General features: G+C 64.0%; 14 protein-coding genes. 6 read left to right on the top strand and 8 right to left on the bottom strand.

The window, feature by feature from the left end; all coding sequences use genetic code 11:
* Window positions 1-17: 17 nt before the first annotated feature.
* The gene (gene map, locus D1012_RS00595) at window positions 18-827 is read right to left on the bottom strand and encodes a type I methionyl aminopeptidase (protein ID WP_118149411.1); all 810 of its coding nucleotides are present in this window, start codon (window positions 825-827) and stop codon (window positions 18-20) included.
* Between the two features lie 137 nt (window positions 828-964).
* Between map and D1012_RS00590 the strand changes: the two genes are divergently transcribed.
* From D1012_RS00590 to D1012_RS00580, 3 genes are read left to right on the top strand one after another with little or no spacing between them, the layout of a single operon-like run.
* Window positions 965-1,684: a competence/damage-inducible protein A gene (locus tag D1012_RS00590; RefSeq protein ID WP_118149410.1), complete on the top strand. Its 720-nt coding sequence runs from the start codon at window positions 965-967 to the stop codon at window positions 1,682-1,684.
* Window positions 1,681-2,391 (top strand): GNAT family N-acetyltransferase, encoded by a 711-nt coding sequence (locus D1012_RS00585; RefSeq protein ID WP_118149409.1) that lies wholly within the window; start codon window positions 1,681-1,683, stop codon window positions 2,389-2,391. Before D1012_RS00590 ends, D1012_RS00585 begins: the two co-directional genes overlap by 4 nt.
* 21 nt (window positions 2,392-2,412) lie before the next feature.
* Complete coding sequence (locus tag D1012_RS00580) at window positions 2,413-3,405, top strand: OmpA family protein (RefSeq protein ID WP_118149408.1); 993 nt, start codon at window positions 2,413-2,415, stop codon at window positions 3,403-3,405.
* A gap of 36 nt (window positions 3,406-3,441) precedes the next feature.
* Here D1012_RS00580 and D1012_RS00575 read toward each other — a convergent pair whose 3' ends face one another.
* Window positions 3,442-4,347 carry a LysR family transcriptional regulator gene (locus tag D1012_RS00575; protein WP_118149407.1) on the bottom strand — a complete coding sequence of 302 codons (906 nt, stop codon included), beginning with the start codon at window positions 4,345-4,347 and terminating at the stop codon, window positions 3,442-3,444.
* Between the two features lie 291 nt (window positions 4,348-4,638).
* Between D1012_RS00575 and D1012_RS00570 the strand changes: the two genes are divergently transcribed.
* Genes D1012_RS00570 through D1012_RS00560 form a run of 3 tightly spaced genes read left to right on the top strand, consistent with a single transcriptional unit; the run spans window position 4,639 to window position 11,277 of the window.
* Window positions 4,639-7,977 (top strand): transglutaminase family protein, encoded by a 3,339-nt coding sequence (locus D1012_RS00570; RefSeq protein ID WP_118149406.1) that lies wholly within the window; start codon window positions 4,639-4,641, stop codon window positions 7,975-7,977.
* A gap of 19 nt (window positions 7,978-7,996) precedes the next feature.
* Complete coding sequence (locus tag D1012_RS00565; protein ID WP_233516974.1) at window positions 7,997-10,396, top strand: circularly permuted type 2 ATP-grasp protein; 2,400 nt, start codon at window positions 7,997-7,999, stop codon at window positions 10,394-10,396.
* Window positions 10,393-11,277 (top strand): transglutaminase family protein, encoded by an 885-nt coding sequence (locus D1012_RS00560; protein ID WP_233516973.1) that lies wholly within the window; start codon window positions 10,393-10,395, stop codon window positions 11,275-11,277. Before D1012_RS00565 ends, D1012_RS00560 begins: the two co-directional genes overlap by 4 nt.
* A gap of 38 nt (window positions 11,278-11,315) precedes the next feature.
* On the opposite strand, the gene D1012_RS00555 is transcribed toward D1012_RS00560, so the two are convergent.
* The 6 genes from D1012_RS00555 to mmsA all read right to left on the bottom strand — a co-directional run bounded on the left by D1012_RS00555 (window position 11,316) and on the right by mmsA (window position 19,327).
* Window positions 11,316-12,821, bottom strand: coding sequence for an aldehyde dehydrogenase (NADP(+)) (locus tag D1012_RS00555; protein ID WP_118149404.1), 1,506 nt, complete (start codon window positions 12,819-12,821; stop codon window positions 11,316-11,318).
* A gap of 123 nt (window positions 12,822-12,944) precedes the next feature.
* The gene (locus tag D1012_RS00550; protein WP_233516972.1) at window positions 12,945-13,868 is read right to left on the bottom strand and encodes a Gfo/Idh/MocA family protein; all 924 of its coding nucleotides are present in this window, start codon (window positions 13,866-13,868) and stop codon (window positions 12,945-12,947) included.
* Window positions 13,868-15,610: an L-arabinonate dehydratase gene (gene araD, locus D1012_RS00545; protein WP_118149402.1), complete on the bottom strand. Its 1,743-nt coding sequence runs from the start codon at window positions 15,608-15,610 to the stop codon at window positions 13,868-13,870. The genes D1012_RS00550 and araD overlap by 1 nt, the downstream gene beginning before the upstream one ends.
* A gap of 7 nt (window positions 15,611-15,617) precedes the next feature.
* Window positions 15,618-16,598, bottom strand: a complete 981-nt coding sequence (araD1, locus tag D1012_RS00540; protein ID WP_118149401.1) for an AraD1 family protein — start codon at window positions 16,596-16,598, stop codon at window positions 15,618-15,620.
* Window positions 16,599-16,606: 8 nt separating this feature from the next.
* Window positions 16,607-17,797 (bottom strand): multiple monosaccharide ABC transporter permease, encoded by a 1,191-nt coding sequence (gene mmsB / locus D1012_RS00535; RefSeq protein ID WP_118149400.1) that lies wholly within the window; start codon window positions 17,795-17,797, stop codon window positions 16,607-16,609.
* Window positions 17,798-19,327 (bottom strand): multiple monosaccharide ABC transporter ATP-binding protein, encoded by a 1,530-nt coding sequence (mmsA, locus tag D1012_RS00530; RefSeq protein ID WP_118149990.1) that lies wholly within the window; start codon window positions 19,325-19,327, stop codon window positions 17,798-17,800. It lies immediately after the preceding gene.

Genomic DNA, 19,327 nt, shown 5'->3' with positions numbered 1-19,327 from the left:
ACGCCGGGCAGGTACCATCAGCCCCAGGTCGGGTGAAAACGGCCTGCGGGAGAAAGGGTGAAAATCTCGCAGCCGGTTTCGGTAACACCGACCGAATGCTCGAACTGCGCCGAGAGGGATTTGTCGCGGGTCACCGCTGTCCAGTCATCGGCAAGAACCTTGGTTTCGGGGCGGCCCAGATTGACCATCGGCTCGATGGTAAAAAACATCCCCTCTTCCAGCACCGCGCCGGCGCCGGGGCGGCCGTAGTGCAGAACATTGGGCGGCGCGTGAAAGACGCGGCCCAGACCATGACCGCAGAAATCGCGCACCACCGACATGCGGTTCGCCTCAACATAAGACTGTATCGCATGACCGATGTCGCCAAAGGTGTTGCCCGGCATCACGGCCGCGATGCCGCGCATCAGCCCTTCGTGGGTCACGTCAATCAGACGCTCTGCCTTGCGTGGCAGGTTTCCAGCCACATACATCCGGCTGGTATCGCCAAACCAACCATCAACAATCACCGTCACATCGATGTTGAGGATATCGCCATCAGCCAACACTTTGGCCCCCGGAATGCCGTGGCAGACCACATGATTGACCGAGATGCAGGACGCGTGCTGATACCCTTTGTAGCCGATGGTGGCCGAGGTGACGCCGCGCCGTTCGATGTCTTCGCGGATGAAATCGTCGATCTGGGCCGTAGTTGCCCCCGGCCGCACCAAAGCTGCCACCGCGTCCAGAATCTCGGCCGCGACCCGCCCGGCTTCGCGCATGCCGGCAAAATCAGCCGGTTCATAAATCCGGATTCCGTCTTTTGTGATGCGCCCGCGCGTGTCGTTCATGTCCGATATCCTTTGTCTTTTGCCTGAATAGGCAAATCGGCACGGCTTGACCAGAGGGGCACAAGCCCGCAGACCATGGATTGAAACCGTGCAGGCGCGGTCTATACCCGGTCAGGGTTAACAAAAGGAAAGCGGCGATGGCAAATCCAACTGCAGCGATGCTGGTGATCGGCGATGAAATCCTGTCGGGACGGACGCGCGATTCGAACATGTATTATCTGGCGGGCGAGCTGACCCGGCATGGAATCCGGTTGACGGAAGTGCGGGTCGTCGCCGATGAGCCTGCGGCGATCATCGCGGCGGTCAATGCGCTGCGGGCGCAGTATGATCATGTGTTCACCAGCGGCGGCATCGGGCCGACGCATGATGACATCACCGCGGATGCGATTGCAGCGGCTTTTGAGGTGGAGATCACGCACCGGGCCGATGCGATGGCACTGCTTGCGGCGCATTACGACCGTTCGGGGCTGGAGTTCAACGATGCCCGCAAACGAATGGCGCGGATCCCCGACGGCGCGGTGCTGATCGACAATCCGGTGAGCACCGCGCCGGGGTTCAGCCTTGTCAATGTGCATGTGATGGCGGGGGTGCCCAATATCTTTCAGGCGATGGTGGCGAGTGTGCTGCCATCCCTGACCGGCGGCGAGCCGTTGCTGAGTCAATCGCTGCGGGTCAACCGCGGCGAGGGCGAAGTGGCGGGGCCGTTCGGCGCGCTGGCGGCAGAGTTTCCCGATCTGAGCATGGGGTCTTATCCGTTTATCACAAACGGCGCGCATGGCACCAATCTGGTGATCCGGGGCACGGATGCCGGGCAGATCGGCCGGGCGATGACCAGGCTGGCGGCGCTGTTCGGATGACGCCGGAGCTGTTGGCCGAAGTGATGGAACGGACCTGGCCCCCGGCGCGGGCTTTTGTGGTCGGGCCATGGTGTATCCGCGACGGACAAGGCGGCGGCAAGCGGGTCAGCGCCGCGACCGCCGGGCCGGAATGGCGGGATGAGGCGATCCCCGAGGCCGAGGCGGCGATGGAGGGTCTGGGCCTGAAGCCGCTGTTTCTGATCCGGCAGAGGGACGATCTGCTGGATCAAGCGCTGCAATCGCGCGGCTACCGCGTGGTTGATCCTGTGGTGGCCTATGCTGCGCCCTGTCCAGCGTTGGCCGATCCGCCTGCCCCTCCGATGGCAGCATTCGCGCATTGGCCACCGCTTGCGATCTGCACTGAAATCTGGGCAGACGGCGGGATCGGCGCGGCGCGGCTGGCGGTGATGCAGCGGGCAGCCGGGCCGAAATGCGCCATTCTGGGGCGGACAAAGGACCAGCCGACCGGGGTGGCATTTGTGGCGATCCATCAGGGTGTGGCGATGCTGCACGCGCTGGAGGTGCGGCCCATGGCACGTCGGCAGGGTTCCGCGCACAATATTTTGCGCGCGGCAGGGGCCTGGGCGCAAGAGAACGGGGCCAGCACGCTGTCTTTGGTTGTAACGGTGGCAAATACGGCGGCGCGCAACCTCTATGCTTCCCTTGGGATGGGGGTTGTGGGACAGTATCATTATCGGCAGCGATAAGCCCGAAGAGGCACACGGCAGGTGAAACGGAGCGGAACACCCCTTATTGCAGCGCTTGCGCTGTGGCTGGTCGCAACCGCAGGGCTCGCGCAGGCCCTGACGCTGGACATGCCATTTGCCGCTGTGCCGAGCGAAGGCAAGACGGAAACGCTGACCTCTTATGCCTTGCCCATTGGTGGTTTTGTCGGCGGCCTCCTTCCCACCCGCATGGTGGAGGGGACGCTGCAGCAGACCGCATGGCGGATCGACGCCCCCGGTGCCACGACGCTGGAGCTGTTGATGCCGCTGCGTGCGCAGCTGCAGAAGGATGGTTTTGAGACCGTGTTTGAATGCGAGGCGGTCGCCTGTGGCGGGTTTGATTTCCGCTATGGCACAGTGATCCTGCCCGAGCCCGAGATGCATGTCGATCTGGGCGATTTCCGGTATTATGCCGCCGAACGCGGCGCAGAGGTGGTGAGCCTGATTGTCAGCCGAACAGCGGCGGCGGGGTTTGTGCAGATGATCCACATTGGCGGTGAGGTGAGTGCACCACCATTGCTGAGCGGGTCGACGATGACCGCCCCAGCCAACCCGTCGGGCAGCCTGCCCGTGCCGCTGCTGCCAGACGATGGAGCCACAGTTCCGACCGCGGATCTGGGCGCGCGATTGCTGACAGGCGGGGCGGTGGCGCTGGAGGATCTGGTCTTTGCCTCGGGCTCATCGGCTCTGGCCGAGGGGAGGTATGAGTCATTGACCGCACTGGCGGACTGGATGCGGCAGAACCCGGCGCTGAGCGTGGCATTGGTTGGTCATACCGATGCCTCGGGCGGGCTGGAGGGCAATATTGCGCTGTCGCGCAAGCGGGCCGATGCGGTGCGGCAGTATCTGATCCGAACAGAAGATATTCCGGCGGCGCAGATGGAGGCGCAGGGCGTGGGCTATCTGTCGCCGCGCGCCAGCAATCTGAATGACGCGGGGCGCGAGAGAAACAGAAGGGTCGAGGTCATGGTGACCTCGACCCAGTTTACGCCTTGAGGAAGCGCTGGTAAAATCGTGCTGTATATCAGATGGTTACCACTTATCAGGGCCTTTGTCTGAATAGCGGCGGGCCAGAAAGTCGATAAAGGCGCGCACCTTGGGCTGGGTAAAGCGGCCCGGCGGATAGACGGCGTAGATGCCCAGAACCTCGGTCGGCAGTCCCGGTAGCGCCTCTTCGACCAGACCATCTTTCATCGCTTCAGCATACAGAAAGCTGGGCAGGTAGGCGATGCCAAGGCCGGAAATCGCAGCATTGAGCAGCGATTGACCGTCATTGACCGTCAGCCAGCCCGCGGTGCGCACCTGCCGCTTTTCACCCGACGGCGCGGTGATTTTCCACACGTTGCCATTGGCCTGATTGGAATAGTGCAGCAGCTTGTGCTCGTTCAGATCGTCGATCTTCATCGGGCGGCCATAGCGCTGGAAATAGCTGGGTGAGGCGATCATGCGTTTGGTGGTGTCGGTCAGTTTGCGGGCGCGCAAGCTGCTGTCTTCCAGCTCGCCCACGCGGACGGCCATATCGAACCCTTCGCTGATCAGTTCGACGTAGCGGTTGTTCAGCACCATGTTGACGGTGATGTCAGGGTATTCGAGCAGGAAATCGCCCAGAATGGGCGACAGCAGGTTCACACCGAAATCGGTGGCAACGCTGATGCGCAACAGGCCGGACGGTGCCGACTGCATGGATGTGACCAGCGCGTCGGCCTCGCCGGCGTCGTTCAGCACGCGGCGGGCGCGGTCGTAATAGGCCAGTCCGATCTCGGTCGGCGAGACGCGGCGGGTGGTGCGGTTCAACAGGCGCGCGCCCAGACGCGCCTCCAGTGCCGAGACGTGCTTTGAGACGGCGGATTTCGATATCCCCATCTTTTTTGCCGCATCGGTAAAGCCGCCCTGGTCCACGACCATGGCAAAGGCTTCCATCTCAGTAAGTCGGTCCATTTTGTTCCCCAGCTGGCAGCTATATGGGTTTCTCACCCGGTATTGACCGCGAATTCGGGCAGGATCGCGGCGATGATGCGTTCTATCCGGGGAATTTCAGAGGATCGTTGATGGCGGGGAAACAGAACAGACTGCGGAATCGTTCCCGTTTTGCCCAGAACTTGCGCAGACTTTCGCGGAATGGGCGGGTTTTGTGCGACACCGGAGCGGCAGACGTGTCATAAAGACCTATATCCATACGCATACCGCGCCTGCTGCTATTCAGGGCAAGACCTTACGAGAAGTAACCGAATGTCGATCAAGGCCGCGATTCACCATCTGACGCATTACAAGTATGACCGTCCGGTCACGCTGGGGCCTCAGGTCATTCGCCTGCGCCCTGCCCCACACAGCCGGACCCGGGTGATCTCGCATTCGCTGAAAGTCAGTCCGGGCGGGCATTTTGTGAACCATCAGCAAGACCCGTTCGGCAACTGGATGGCCCGGTTCGTGTTCCCCGAGCCAGTGCGCGAGTTCAAGATCGAGGTCGATCTGGTGGCCGATATGGCGATCTATAACCCGTTCGATTTCTTCGTTGAGGAAGCGGCGGAGAACTGGCCTTTCGACTATCCGGTTGATCTGACCGAGGATCTGGAGATCTACCGCCGCAAGGAAGCGGCGGGGCCGCTGTTGCAGCAGTTTCTGGATACGGTGCCCAAGGACCGGGTCCGCAGCGTTGATTTCGTGGTGAACCTGAACGCGATGGTGGCAAACATCCTGCGCTATACCATCCGCATGGAGCCGGGCGTGCAGACGCCCGAGGAAACCTTGGGCGTGCAAAGCGGGTCGTGCCGGGATTCGAGCTGGCTTCTGGTGCAGGCGCTGCGACACTTCGGCTTTGCGGCGCGCTTTGTGTCGGGCTATCTGATCCAGCTGAAACCGGACCTGAAGGCGCTGGACGGCCCTTCGGGCACGGAAGTGGATTTTACCGATCTGCATGCCTGGTGTGAGGTCTATCTGCCGGGTGCAGGCTGGGTCGGGTTGGACCCGACCAGCGGGCTGTTGGCGGGGGAGAGTCATATTCCGCTGGCCGCCACCCCGCATTACCGCAATGCCGCGCCGATTTCGGGCATGGCCAGCTTTGCCGAGGTCGATTTCGCCTTTGACATGACCGTGGCCCGCGTGGCGGAGCATCCACGCATCACCAAGCCGTTCAGCGATGATGCTTGGGACGAGTTGAACGCGCTGGGGCAAAAGGTGGATGCAGCGCTGGTCGAGGGCGATGTGCGGCTGACCATGGGCGGTGAGCCAACCTTTGTGTCGATTGACGATTTCGAGGCGGAGGAGTGGAACACCGCCGCTGTGGGGCCGACCAAACGGGTGCTGGCGGATCAGCTGATCCGCCGCTTGCGCGACCGTTTTGCGCCGGGGGGCTTTCTGCATTACGGGCAGGGCAAATGGTATCCGGGGGAAACGCTGCCACGCTGGACGTTTTCGCTGTACTGGCGCACCGATGGCCACCCGATCTGGTCCGATCCGGCGCTGATCGCCGAAGAGGGCGCGCAGACCGGGGTGACGACGGATGATGCGCAGCGCCTGCTGGCGCAGATTGCCGAAGATCTGGCGCTTGAGGCGGATTGCATCGTGCCGGCCTATGAAGACCCGGCGCAATGGCTGGTCAAAGAGGCCAACCTGCCCGACAACGTGACGCCCGCGAATTCAAAACTGAAAGACCCGGAAGAGCGCCACCGTCTGGCGACCGTGTTCAACCGGGGGCTGACCAACCCTTCAGGCTTTGTGCTGCCGGTGCAGAGCTGGCAATCGCAGGCTTCGGGCCGGCGCTGGCGCACGGAGAAGTGGAAACTGCGGCGCGGCCATATGTTTCTGGTGCCCGGTGACAGCCCGGTGGGCTACCGTTTGCCGCTGGAAAGCCTGCCATGGCTGCCGCCGTCGCAATACCCCTATATCAACCCGACCGATCCCACGGTGGAGCGTGCGCCGCTGCCGGTTCCAACCCCGAACAGCCCGGAGGTGACGGAGTCGCGCCCGCAATCCTCGGCCAGTTTCACGGCCAGCGGCGCACAGGGTGCGCAGGTGGAGCAGGGTTCGCCTTCGTTCGAGGTCGACGGCCATATCCGCACCGCCCTGTCGGTGGAACCGCGCGACGGGCGGCTCTGCGTGTTCATGCCGCCGGTGGTGTCGGTCGAGGATTACCTCGATCTGGTGCGCGCGGCGGAAGAAGCGGCGAAAAAGCTGGGATTGCAGGTTCATATCGAAGGCTACGCACCGCCGCATGACCCAAGGCTGAACGTGATCCGCGTCGCCCCCGATCCGGGGGTGATTGAGGTGAACGTGCATCCGGCCCACAGCTGGCAGGAATGTGTGGACATCACCTCGGCGGTCTATGAGGAGGCGCGGCAGTGTCGCCTTGGCGCTGACAAGTTCATGATTGACGGCAAACACGCCGGCACCGGCGGCGGTAATCATGTGGTCGTCGGCGGGGCCACCCCGAATGATAGCCCGTTCCTGCGCCGCCCTGACCTTCTGCGCAGTCTGATCCTGCACTGGAACCGGCATCCGTCGCTGTCTTACCTGTTCTCGGGCCTGTTCATCGGGCCAACGTCGCAGGCTCCGCGCATGGATGAGGCGCGGCATGATGCGCTCTATGAAATGGAAATCGCGCTGGCGCAGATCCCCGCCCCCGGGGAAGGCGCGGCCCCGATGCCCTGGCTGGTGGACCGGCTGCTGCGCAACATGCTGACCGATGTGACCGGCAATACCCACCGGGCCGAAATCTGCATCGACAAGCTGTATTCGCCCGATGGCCCCACCGGGCGTCTGGGTCTGGTAGAGTTCCGCGGCTTCGAGATGCCGCCGGATGCGCGGATGAGCCTGTCGCAGCAATTGCTGATCCGGGCGCTGATCGCGCGGTTCTGGGCCAACCCGGCGAAAGGAGAGATGACGCGCTGGGGCACCACCCTGCACGACCGCTTCATGCTGCCGCATCATGTCTGGCAGGATTTCCGCGATGTGCTGGCCGATCTGGCGCAGCACGGCTTCGCGCTGAGCGAAGACTGGTTCAAGGCGCAGGCCGAGTTCCGGTTCCCGTTCTGCGGCGAGGTGGCGTATGAGGGGGTGCATCTGGAGCTGCGGCAAGCGTTGGAGCCGTGGCATGTGCTGGGCGAGACAGGTGCCATCGGCGGCACGGTGCGCTATACCGACAGCTCGACCGAGCGGCTGCAGGTCAAGCTGACCGCCGCCGATCCGTCGCGCTATCAGGTGCTGTGCAACGGGCGGGTGATGCCGCTGACCGGGGTTGGCGCGGGTGAGGCGGTGGCGGGGCTGCGCTACAAGGCGTGGCAGCCATCTTCGGCGATTCATCCGGTGCTGCCGGTTGATGCGCCACTGACCTTTGACATTTTTGACACATGGTCAGGACGCCCCCTGGGCGGCTGCGTCTATCACGTCGCCCATCCGGGCGGGCGGAATTACGACACCTTTCCGGTCAATGGCAACGAAGCCGAGGCGCGCAGACTGGCGCGGTTTGAGCCGATGGGCCACCGGCCCGGTCATCACGCCCGCCCGATGGCAGAGCGCCCGCACCGCGAATTTCCGCTGACGCTTGACCTGAGACGGCCCATCGGGCTCTAGTCCGGCGATGGAAAATGTGGTGACGCCCAAAGGGATACGAACCGGCACCGGCAAGACGCGGGATCGCGGCCTGTCGGCCTATCGTCCGTTGCCGGGGGTGACGGATGAGCTGGCGTCGGCAGATGGCTCGATACGCCCGCTGTGGCAGCCGCTGGTGGCGCATCTGCAATCGCTGTCAGACGAAGACCTGACACGGGCGACAGGCCGTGCAGACCAGTATCTGCGCGATTCCGGGGTGTTTTACCGGCAATACGGCTCGGGCCAGTCGATTGAACGACCGTGGCCGCTGAGCCATATTCCGGTGCTGATCGACGAGGCCGACTGGGCCGAGCTGACCCCTGCCCTGATCCAGCGCGCTGATCTGCTGGAAGCGGTGATGGCGGATCTTTATGGCGAGAACCGGCTGGTGGCGGACGGGCATCTGCCTGCCGCGCTGGTGGCGGGCAACCCGGAGTGGCTGCGGCCCTTGGTCGGCGTGCGCCCGGCATCGGGGCATTTCCTGCATTTTCTGGCCTTTGAAATCGGGCGCGGCCCGGACGGGCGCTGGTGGGTACTGGCCGACCGCACGCAAGCGCCGTCGGGCGCGGGCTATGCGCTGGAAAACCGGGTGGCGACGGCGCGAGCCTATTCCGAAGTGTTTGCCGGGCTGAATGTGCATCGTCTGGCGAGCTTTTTCCGCGATTTCCGCGACGCGCTGCTGGGGCTGCGCGGTGCGCGGGATGGCCGGGTGGCGATCATGACGCCCGGCCCGCTGAACGAGACCTATTTCGAGCAAGCCTGGATTGCGCGCTATATGGGCGTCAGTCTGGTGCAGGGCGAGGATCTGACGGTATCGGATGGCCGGCTGATGGTGCGCACGGTGTCGGGCCTGCGCCCGCTGGATGTGCTGTGGCGGCGGCTGGATGGCAGCTACGCCGACCCGCTGGAGCTGGACCCCGCGTCGCGCATCGGCACACCGGGCATGGTGGCGGTGTTGCGTCAGGGCGGGCTGACCATGGTGAACTCGCTGGGGTCGGGGGTGCTGGAGACGCGGGCGCTGATGGCGTTTCTGCCAAAACTGTCGCGGCATCTGACCGGCGCCCCGCTGGCGATGCCGAATATCGCGACCTGGTGGTGTGGCGGCCTGCCCGAACGGGCGCAGGTGATGGTGGCCCGCAGACGGCTGGTGCTGTCGGCGGCGCTTGGCACCGGCCTGCCGTTTGACCGGCAAGGCGAAAGCACGGTGGCGGCATCGCTGACGCCGGAGGCGTTGGCAGAGCGGCTGGCGGCGGATGGTCCTGATCTGGTGGCCCAGGAGGCGGTGACGCTGTCAACCACGCCCGCCCTGATCAACGGCAAGATCGTGCCGCGCCCGATGAGCCTGCGGGTGTTTCTGGCGCGCACCCCCTCTGGCTGGCAGGTATTGCAGGGCGGCTTTGCCCGGATCGGCGCCTCGGCAGATCCGACGGCGCTGGCGATGCAGCGCGGCGGCAGCGCGGCGGATGTGTGGATCGTCAGCAAGGACGAAGTGCCAGCCGTCAGCATGGTTGCGGCCACTGATGCGCAATATCGCCGCTCTACCCCCGGCGCGCTGCCTGCGCGGGCGGCGGATAACCTGTACTGGCTTGGCCGGTATGTGGAGCGGACCGAAGGCATCATCCGGCTGCTCAGGGCGCGACACATCAGGCTGGCCGAAGGCGGGCGGGCGGCACTACCGCTGCAAAAGCAGATGGATGCGGTGCTGAAAACCTATGATGTCGATGGCGCGGTCGGGCTGTCGCCGGGTCTGCTGGATACGCTGGGGGCTGCGGTGGCGACGGCGGGTCAGGTGCGTGACCGGTTCTCGCCCGATGGCTGGTCGGCGCTGAACGATCTGGACAAGAGCGCGCGCCGGATGGCGGGCAAGGTTGCCCCCGGCGATGATGCCGCGCGCGCGCTGTCGGCGCTGCTGCGCAAGCTGACCGGGTTTTCCGGTCTGGTGCATGAAAATATGTACCGCTTTTTCGGCTGGCGCTTTCTGTCGATCGGCCGGCAGCTGGAGCGGGCTTCGGCCATGACCGGGCTTTTGGTGGCCTTTGCCGATGCCAAGGCCCCGGCCGGCGCGCTGGATCTGTGTATCGAACTGGGCGACTCTGTGCTGACCCATCGGCGCCGGTTCAGCGTGGGGTCCACCCGCGAGACGGTGATCGAACTTCTGGCGCTGGACCCGATGAACCCGCGTTCGGTGCGGCACCTGATTGATGGGTTAAGCGAGCAGGTGCAGGCGCTGCCGGGCACGGCGACGCATGGGCAACTGTCTGAGCTGGGCCGGGCGATGCTGCGCTGTCAGGTCGAGATTGCGACGGCGACACCAGACTCGCTGACAACAGGAGGGCTGGAAGAACTGCGCGAAAGGCTTGCCGGGATTTCGGATCTGCTGACCGAGGCCTACTTGCGGTGACCCTGTATGCGGTGCGCCAGTCGATCCGCTATGACTTCGACCGCCCGACCGGGGCGGGACGGCAGCTGTTCCGCATTCTGCCTGCCGACATTCCGGGCGTGCAAAGCGTGCGCGAGGCGGGCTATGCGTTTCAGCCCGATGTGGGCGAGCGGGGCGAGTTCAACGATTTCTTTGGCACCCGTGTGATTGAGGCGGCGATGCCGCCCGGACTGGTCAGTCTGGACCTGACCATGCATTCGGTGGTGGAGCGCACGGCAGAGGATGCCTTGCTGGATCTGTCACCGCCGTTGTATGGGCTGGCGGCGGAACTGGCGGCGCATCGCACCGTCGGGCCACGCGCGCCGCATCATTTCACCGATCCGTCTCGGCGTATCCCGCACTCGGCCCTGATCGCCGATTTTGCGCGGGCGCAGGTGCAAAAGGGCATGACCGTGCAGGTGCTGGTGGAAGCGTTGGGCCGGGCGCTGCATGATCACATGACCTTTGACTCAAAGGCCACCCGGGTCGACACAGCGCCCGAGGAGGCTTTTGCGCAGGCGCGCGGGGTCTGTCAGGATTTTGCACAGATCATGGTCGGGGCCTTGCGCACCCTGGGCGTGCCGGGGGCCTATGTCGGCGGCTATCTGCGCACCCTGCCCCCGCCGGGCAAAGCCCGGCTGGTGGGCGCGGATGCAATGCATGCCTGGGTGCGGGCCTGGGCGGGCGAAGAAATGGGCTGGGTCGATTACGACCCGACCAACGCCTGTTTCGCCCGGAATGACCACATCGACGTTGGCTTCGGCCGCGATTACGACGATGTGGCCCCGGTTACGGGACGGCTGCGGCTGGACGGACGTCAATCCGGCAGCCACAGCGTTGATATTGAAGAGATCACGGCCTGAGGCCTGTCGCGTTTGACTCCCGTCAACCGCGACAGTCTTCAGCGGAAATCTGCGGGCAGCAGCGCGTCAGGCAGGTTCTGGTAGCAGACCGGACGCAGCCAGCGGCGGATCGACAACGTGCCGACCGAGGTTGCGCCAAAGTTGGTGCTGGCCGGGTACGGGCCGCCGTGAACCATCGCATCGGCCACCTCGACCCCGGTGGGGAAACCGTTGGCAAGGATACGTCCGGCCTTGCGCTCCAGAATCGGCAGCAAGGTCTGACCAAGGGCGGTGTCTGCGTCATCCAGATGCAGGGTACAGGTCAGCTGGCCTTGCAGGCTGCTGGCAATCGCCTCCATCTCTGCCGCATCCTTCACCCGGATGATAAGGCCAAGCGGGCCGAACACCTCTTCGGCCAGCATGTGATCGGCCAGCCAGTCGGTGCCCGAGACCTCGAACAGGTTCGGCGTGGCTTGGCGCTGGTCGCACATCGTGGTCAGCAGGCTGCGGACGCCGGTGCCGGCGGCCACCCGGTCGCGGCCCTGCCGGTACGCTTCGGCCATGCCATCGGTCAGCATGGTCTGTGCGGCAACGGGTTCGAGGGCGGCTTTGGCGGCGGCGGCAAAGGCATCCGCCTCCGGCCCGTCGATCACCACGGCAATGCCGGGGTTGGTGCAGAACTGGCCCGCACCCATGGTCAGGCTGCCAGCCCAGCCTTTGGCCAGAGCCTCGCCGCGCGCCGACAGGGCGGCAGGCAGCAGGAACATCGGGTTGACGCTGCCCAACTCGCCAAAGAACGGGATCGGGTCCGGACGGGCGGCGCACAGATCATACAGCGCGCGGCCCCCGCCAAGCGAGCCGGTGAAGCCGACAGCACGGATCAGTGGATGCTGCACCAGTGCTTCGCCCACATCGCGCTTGCCGCCCTGCACCAGAGAAAACACGCCGGGATGCAGGTTGCAGGATTTCCGCGCTGCATCAATGGCCTGCGCCACAATCTCACCCGTGCCAGGATGGGCCGAATGGCCCTTGACCACCACCGGGCAACCAGCCGCGAGCGCAGAGGCGGTGTCACCACCAGCGACCGAAAAGGCGAGCGGGAAGTTCGAGGCACCGAACACCGCGACCGGACCAATCGGGCGCTGCATCATCCGCAGGTCAGGCCGCGGCAGCGGCTGACGGTCGGGCAGCGCCGCATCATGGCGGCGGTCGAGGTAGTCTCCGGCGCGGATATGCGATGCAAACAGGCGCAATTGGCCGGTGGTGCGGCCCCGCTCGCCCTGCAGGCGCGCGGCGGGCAGGCCGGTTTCCTGCGTGCCGATCTCGGTTATGGCATCGCCACGGGCGTCGATCTCATCGGCGATGGCGTCCAGAAACCGCGCGCGGTCTTCGCGTGAGGTGGAGGCAAAGGACGGAAACGCCGCCTCGGCGGCCTCAACAGCCTGCGCCACCAATGCGGGGGTGCCGACGCTGAACTCATGGACCGGGCCATGGGCCGGGGTGGAGGCGAACGTCGCAGCCCCCGCCACCCAGTCGCCCGCGATAAGGTGCTTGCCTGTCAGCATGTCAGTCTCCGGTTTTTGAGGGCAGGACCGGGGGGTTTCACACCCCCGGCGCGACTTTGTTTTCTTGAACCAATGGCGAAATCAAAGTCGCACCCGTGGGATATTTAAGAACAGATGAGTGGGTCAGAAATCGAAAGCTTCGGTTTCAGTCCGGCGACCCAGAGTCATGGCGTCAGCGACATGCACCATCGGCGCAAGGTCAACCTCGGACCGGGACTGGCATATCAGATCGGCCATGCGGGCGTAAAGGGCGGGGTACTCATCCATGATGGTGTTTTCGCCCTGAGCGGGCTGGCCGTCGATTTCCAGCAGATTGCCACCCATGCGCAGGGCCACCTTGCCATCGGGAGTGTCGATCTCGATGTCCCAGGTCTGCGGGCCGGTCTGCCGCCAGTCGAAATCGGCGGTGATGTTGCCGGTAAATTGCAGCCGGGCGGCAATCGGGGTCTGGCGGTTGGCAGGAAATTCCAGCTCTGCCGCTTGCAGATGCACCGGTGCGGGCAGGATCTCGGTCAGGATCGACAGGGCGTTGATGCCGGGGTCGAACACGCCCATGCCGCCCGGTTCGAACACCCAATCCTGACCGGGATGCCATTTGCGCACATCCTCGCGCCAGATGATATGGGCGCGGGTGATGGTTTTCCCGGCCAGCCACGCCTTTGCCGGGGCGACGGCGTGGGCCATGCGGCTGTGCCAGGTGGTGTAAAGCGTGACGCCCTGCGCTTGCGCAAGGGCTTGCAGCGCATGGATTTCGGCCAGTGTAGCACCGGGGGGCTTTTCCAGCATCACATGCCGACCGGCGCGGATCGCGGCCTGCGCATAGGCAAAGCGCGGCACCGGGGGGATCGCCAGCGAGACGGTGGTGATGTCGGGCCTCGCCTCCAGCATGGTGGCAATGTCGGTGAAAGCCTCGATGCCATCGACCGTGCCCGCACGCGAGACGGTGGCGGCAAGCTCCCAATCGGGGCTGTTTGCGATGGCCGGCACGTGCTGGTCCACCGCGATTTTACCGATGCCAACGAGGGCGATTTTCATCGGTTGAGGCATCAGTGCGAATCCCGGCCCACCGGCGCGCCGCGCGCACCTTTGAGGAAATCAAGATCGGCCCCGGTATCGGCGCCTTCGACATGGCGCTGGTGCAGCCAGCCGTATCCCGACGGGTAAAGGTCATGCGTCGGCTGCCACGCCGCCAGACGGGCCGCCAGTTCGTCATCGGGAATGTCGAGGTGCAGGCGGCGGTTTGGCACATCAAGTTCGATGAAATCGCCATTCTGCACCACCGCGAGCGGCCCACCCGCTGCAGCCTCGGGTGAGGTGTGCAGGACGACGGTGCCATAGGCGGTGCCTGACATGCGCGCATCAGAGATACGCACCATATCGGTGATGCCCTTTTTCAGCACCTTTGGCGGCAGACCCATATTGCCAACCTCGGCCATGCCGGGATAGCCCTTTGGACCGCAGTTTTTCAGGACCATGACGCAGGTTTCGTCAATGTCGAGTTCGGGATCGTTGATCTTGGCCTTGTAGTCGTCGATGTCGTTGAACACCACGGCGCGGCCCCGGTGCACCATCAGGTGCGGGCTGGCGGCAGAGGGTTTGAGCACCGCCCCCTTGGGCGCGAGGTTGCCCTTGACCACCACCACGCCGCCCGACTGGGTCAGCGCCTTTTCCGCAGGCAGGATCACGTCTTCGTTGTGGTTGCGCACATCCTTGACCTGATCCCACATCGAAGACCCCGACACGGTCAGCGCATCCTTGTGCAGCAGCCCCGCCTCGCCCAGCCGCTTGATCACCACCGGCAGGCCGCCTGCGTAGAAGAATTCCTCCATCAGGTATTTGCCCGATGGCATCAGGTTGACGATGGTGGGCACATCGCGGCCGCAACGGTCCCAGTCGTCGAGCGTGAGATCAATGCCGACGCGCCCTGCGATGGCCAGCAGGTGGATCACGGCGTTGGTGGACCCACCGATGGCGGCATTGGTACGAATGGCGTTCTCGAACGCCTCTTTTTTCAGGATATCAGACGGTTTCAGATCATCCTTGACCATCTGCACGATGCGCCGCCCGGTCATCTGCGCCATGACGCGGCGGCGGGAGTCCACAGCCGGGATCGCGGCATTGCCGGACAGGGCCATGCCAAGCGCCTCGGCCATGGAGGCCATTGTGCTGGCGGTGCCCATGGTGTTGCACGACCCGGGGGAGCGGGACATGCTGGATTCGGCTTCGGCAAATTCCTCGGGCGTCATCTCGCCCGCTTTGACCGCTTCGGAGAATTTCCACAGGTGGGTGCCGGAGCCGACACGTTCGTTGCGGTAATAGCCATTCAGCATCGGCCCGCCGGTGACGACAATCGACGGCAGGTCGGTGGAGGCGGCAGCCATCAACAGCGACGGCGTGGTCTTGTCGCAGCCGACCATCAGCACGCAGCCATCCATCGGCTGGCCGCGCATCGCCTCTTCCACCGCCATGGCAGCGAGGTTGCGGAACATCATCGCCGTGGGGCGGAAGGCGGATTCAGAGGCCGAGAACACCGGCACTTCGACCGGGAAGCCACCGGCCTCGTAGATGCCGTTCTTGACGCGTTGCGCAAGGTCATTGAGGTGGGCGTTGCACGGGGTCAGTTCGGACCAGGTGTTCAGAATGCCGATGACCGGGCGGCCATCGAACAGGTCATGCGGAAAGCCCTGATTTTTCATCCAGCCACGGTGATAGATCTGGTCGCGGCCGGTGCCGCCGAACCATTCCTGCGAGCGGAGGTGACGGGGCCATTTGGCGGGTTTGAAAGTCATGTCATCCTCACAGGGCGTGAACGCCTTGCATCCCGGTATCGGGCGCAAGGGCGAGCGGGTTGGTCAGCGGCAGGCCGAAATCGGCGACCTCGATCTCGAAGACATCGCCGGGTTCCGCCCGGATGCCATCGGCAAAAGACAGCGTGGCGGTGCCGAACATATGCACATGCAGATCGCCGGGCTGACGGAACAGATCGTATTTGAAGTGGTGGTGTTCCAGATTGGCAAAGCTGTGCGACATGTTCGCCTCACCCGACAGGAACGGCTTTTCCCAGATCACAGAACCAGCGCGGCGGATACGGCTAGTGCCGCGCACATCGGCAGGCAGATCGCCGACCAGGATTTCCGGCCCAATCGACGCCTGACGCAGCTTGGAATGTGCGAGATACAGGTAGTTGATGCGCTCGGTCACATGGTCGGAAAACTCGTTTGCCAAAGCCCAGCCGACGCGGCAGGGGGTGCCATTGGCCGCGATGACATAGATGCCCGCCAGCTCCGGCTCTTCGCCGCCATCCAGCGCGAAACCGGGCGAGGTGAGTGGCGCGCCGGGGGCGACCAGATGCACACCGTTGCCCTTGTAGAACCATTCGGGCTGCACACCTGCGCCGGTGGCGGGCTTGCCGCCCTCCAGCCCCATGCGGAACATCTTCATGCTGTCGGTCGCATCCTCGGCATTCGCCTTTGTGTGCATCGCGTCACGGGTTGCGGCACTGCCCAGATGGGTCAGGCCGGTGCCGGTCAGATGCAGATGCGCCGGGTCGGGGTGGGTGATCGGCGCGATCAGCCGCCCTTCGGCCGCGGCGCGCAGCAGGTCGACTGCAGCGCCAAGACCATGGGCGGCAATCACCTGCGCCAGCGAGCGGCCGGAATTCGCCGCCTCGGTCGCCAGGGCATAGGTGCTGACGGCACCCTGAACGATGGCGGCCTCGGACCCTTCGCGGGCGACCACAGCGATGCCGGAGTCAGTCTTGATCTGTGACAGCAGCATGGGCGACCTCATTTGTTTTTGTTGTAAACGTCGAAGATGACAGCGGCCAGAAGCACAAGGCCCTTGATCACCTGCTGATAGTCGATGCCGATGCCCAGGATCGACATGCCGTTGTTCATCACCCCCATGATCAGCGCGCCGACCACTACGCCGATGATCTTGCCCGAGCCGCCGGTCATCGAGGCCCCGCCGATAAAGACGGCGGCGATCACGTCAAGCTCGAACCCGCCCCCGGCCTTTGGGGTCGAAGAGTTGAGCCGGGCAGCGACGATCATGCCGGCCAGTGCCGCCAGCACCCCCATGTTCACAAAGCAGAAGAACACCAGCCGTTCGGTCTTGATCCCCGACAGTTTGGCCGCTTTCTCGTTGCCGCCAAGTGCGTAGATGCGGCGGCCACTGGTGGTCTGTTCGGTAAAGAAGGCGTAGATCACCGTCAGAACCGCCAGCACCATCACCACATTGGGCAGGCCGCGAAAGATCGCCAGCTTGTAGCCGACAAAGATCAGCGCGCCACAGACAATGGCGTTGCGGATCCAGAACACCGGGGCCGGTTCGGGCGTCAGGCCAAAGCTGGCATCCTGCGCCCGTTTGCGCAGACCAAGGAAGACCACGATGCAGGCCGCCACAACCACGATCAAAAGCGCGGTGCCGTTCAGCCGCTCCATTCCGAACAGCGCCTGATCGGCATCACCAAAGATGTCGGGAATAAAGCCGGTGGAAAGCGACTGGAACGAGCGGGGGAACGGGCCGATGTTCTGGCCGTTGAGCAGCCAGAGCGTCGAGCCGCGAAACACCAGCATCCCCGCCAGTGTGACGATGAACGACGGGATTTTCCAATAGGCAACCCAATAGCCCTGCGCCGCGCCTATCAGCCCGCCGACCACCAGACAGGCCGGGATCACCGCCCAGACCGGCCAGCCCTGATTGACCGTCAACACAGCCGCCACAGCGCCGGTAAAGCCGACCACCGAGCCGACAGACAGATCGATATGCCCGGCCACGATGACCAGCAGCATCCCCAGCGCCATGATGATGACGTAAGAGTTCTGCAGGAACAGGTTGGTGATGTTCTGCGCCGACAGAAAGTCGACGTCGATAGAGGCGCGCACGATCACGGTAAAGAAAAACACGATGGCGACCAGCGCCATGATCATGCCGTACTCGCGCAGGTGACTGCCCAGATAAGATTTTTCCGACATTTAAGCCGCCTTCCCAACAGAATTCAGGATCATGGCCATGATGCGTTCCTGGCTGGCCTCGGCACGGGAGAGTTCCCCCACAATCCGGCCCTCGTTCATCACATAGATGCGGTCGCACATGCCCAGCAGCTCGGGCATTTCCGAGCTGATCATCACGATCCCCCGGCCATCGGCGGCCAGCTGGTTCATGATGTTGTAAATTTCAAATTTCGCGCCGACGTCGATGCCGCGTGTGGGTTCATCGAGGATCAGCACCTGCGGATCGGTGAACAGCCATTTCGACAGCACCACCTTTTGCTGGTTGCCGCCCGACAGGTTCATCACCTTTTGCTGCACGTTCGGGGTGCGGATGTTCATGGCGCGGCGGTAGTCTTCGGCCACCTGCGCCTCACGCCGTGGGTTCAGCACGCCGCGCAGGGCGATGCCGGCAAGGTTGGCAAGGCTGATGTTGCGCAGGATCGGCTCTTCGAGGATCAGGCCAAGCGCCTTGCGGTCTTCTGTCACGTAAGCCAGCCCCGCGTCGACGGCTTTGGTCACGGTCGAGGTATCCACCGGCTTGCCGCCCATGGTGACGCTGCCGGTGATGTTGCGGCCGTAGCTGCGGCCAAACAGGCTCATCGCCAGTTCGGTGCGCCCGGCCCCCATAAGCCCCGCGATGCCGACAATCTCGCCCTTGCGTACGGAAAAGGCCGCGTTGCGGATCATCTGGCGGTCTTTCTGGTCGGGGTGAAAGACGTTCCAGTCCTTGACCTCCAGCAGCATCTCGCCCGGGTTCGGGGTGCGGTCGGGGTAGCGGTGCGCCATGTCGCGGCCCACCATGTCGCGGATGATGCGGTCTTCGGTGATCTCTTTGCGGTTCAGTGTCGACACCGTGGTGCCGTCGCGGATGATGGTGGTGCGGTCGGCGACACGGCCGATTTCGTTCAGCTTGTGGCTGATGATGATCTGCGTCACGCCCTGCGCCTTCAGCTCCAGCATCAGGTCGAGCAGTTTCTGGCTGTCGTTTTCCTGCAAGGCGGCGGTGGGTTCGTCGAGGATCAGCAGCCGCACATCCTTGGCCAGGGCCTTGGCAATCTCGATCAGCTGTTGTTTGCCGACACCCAGCTTGCCGACGATGGTGCTGGGGGCCTCGTTCAAGCCGACCTTTTGCAACAGCCCGGCGGTTTTCTGAAACGCCAGCGGCCAGTTGATCACGCCCGCCTTTGCCACCTCATTGCCCAGAAACAGGTTTTCGGCAATCGACAGCAGCGGCACCAGTGCCAGTTCCTGATGGATGATGATGATGCCACGCGATTCAGAGTCGGCGATGGATTTCAGCGCCAGCGTCTCGCCGTCATAAACGATGTCGCCCTCATAGCTGCCATGCGGGTAGACACCCGACAGCACCTTCATCAGTGTGGATTTTCCGGCACCGTTTTCGCCGCAGATCGCGTGGATCTCGCCCGCCTCTACCGACAGGTTCACCTGATCAAGCGCGCGCACACCGGGGAACAGCTTGCTGATCCCGCGCATTTCCAGAAGCGTTGTCAT

The sequence above is a fragment of the Pseudotabrizicola alkalilacus genome (assembly GCF_003443995.1).
Classification (GTDB): domain Bacteria; phylum Pseudomonadota; class Alphaproteobacteria; order Rhodobacterales; family Rhodobacteraceae; genus Pseudotabrizicola; species Pseudotabrizicola alkalilacus.
This window is presented reverse-complemented; position numbering and strand designations above follow the sequence as displayed.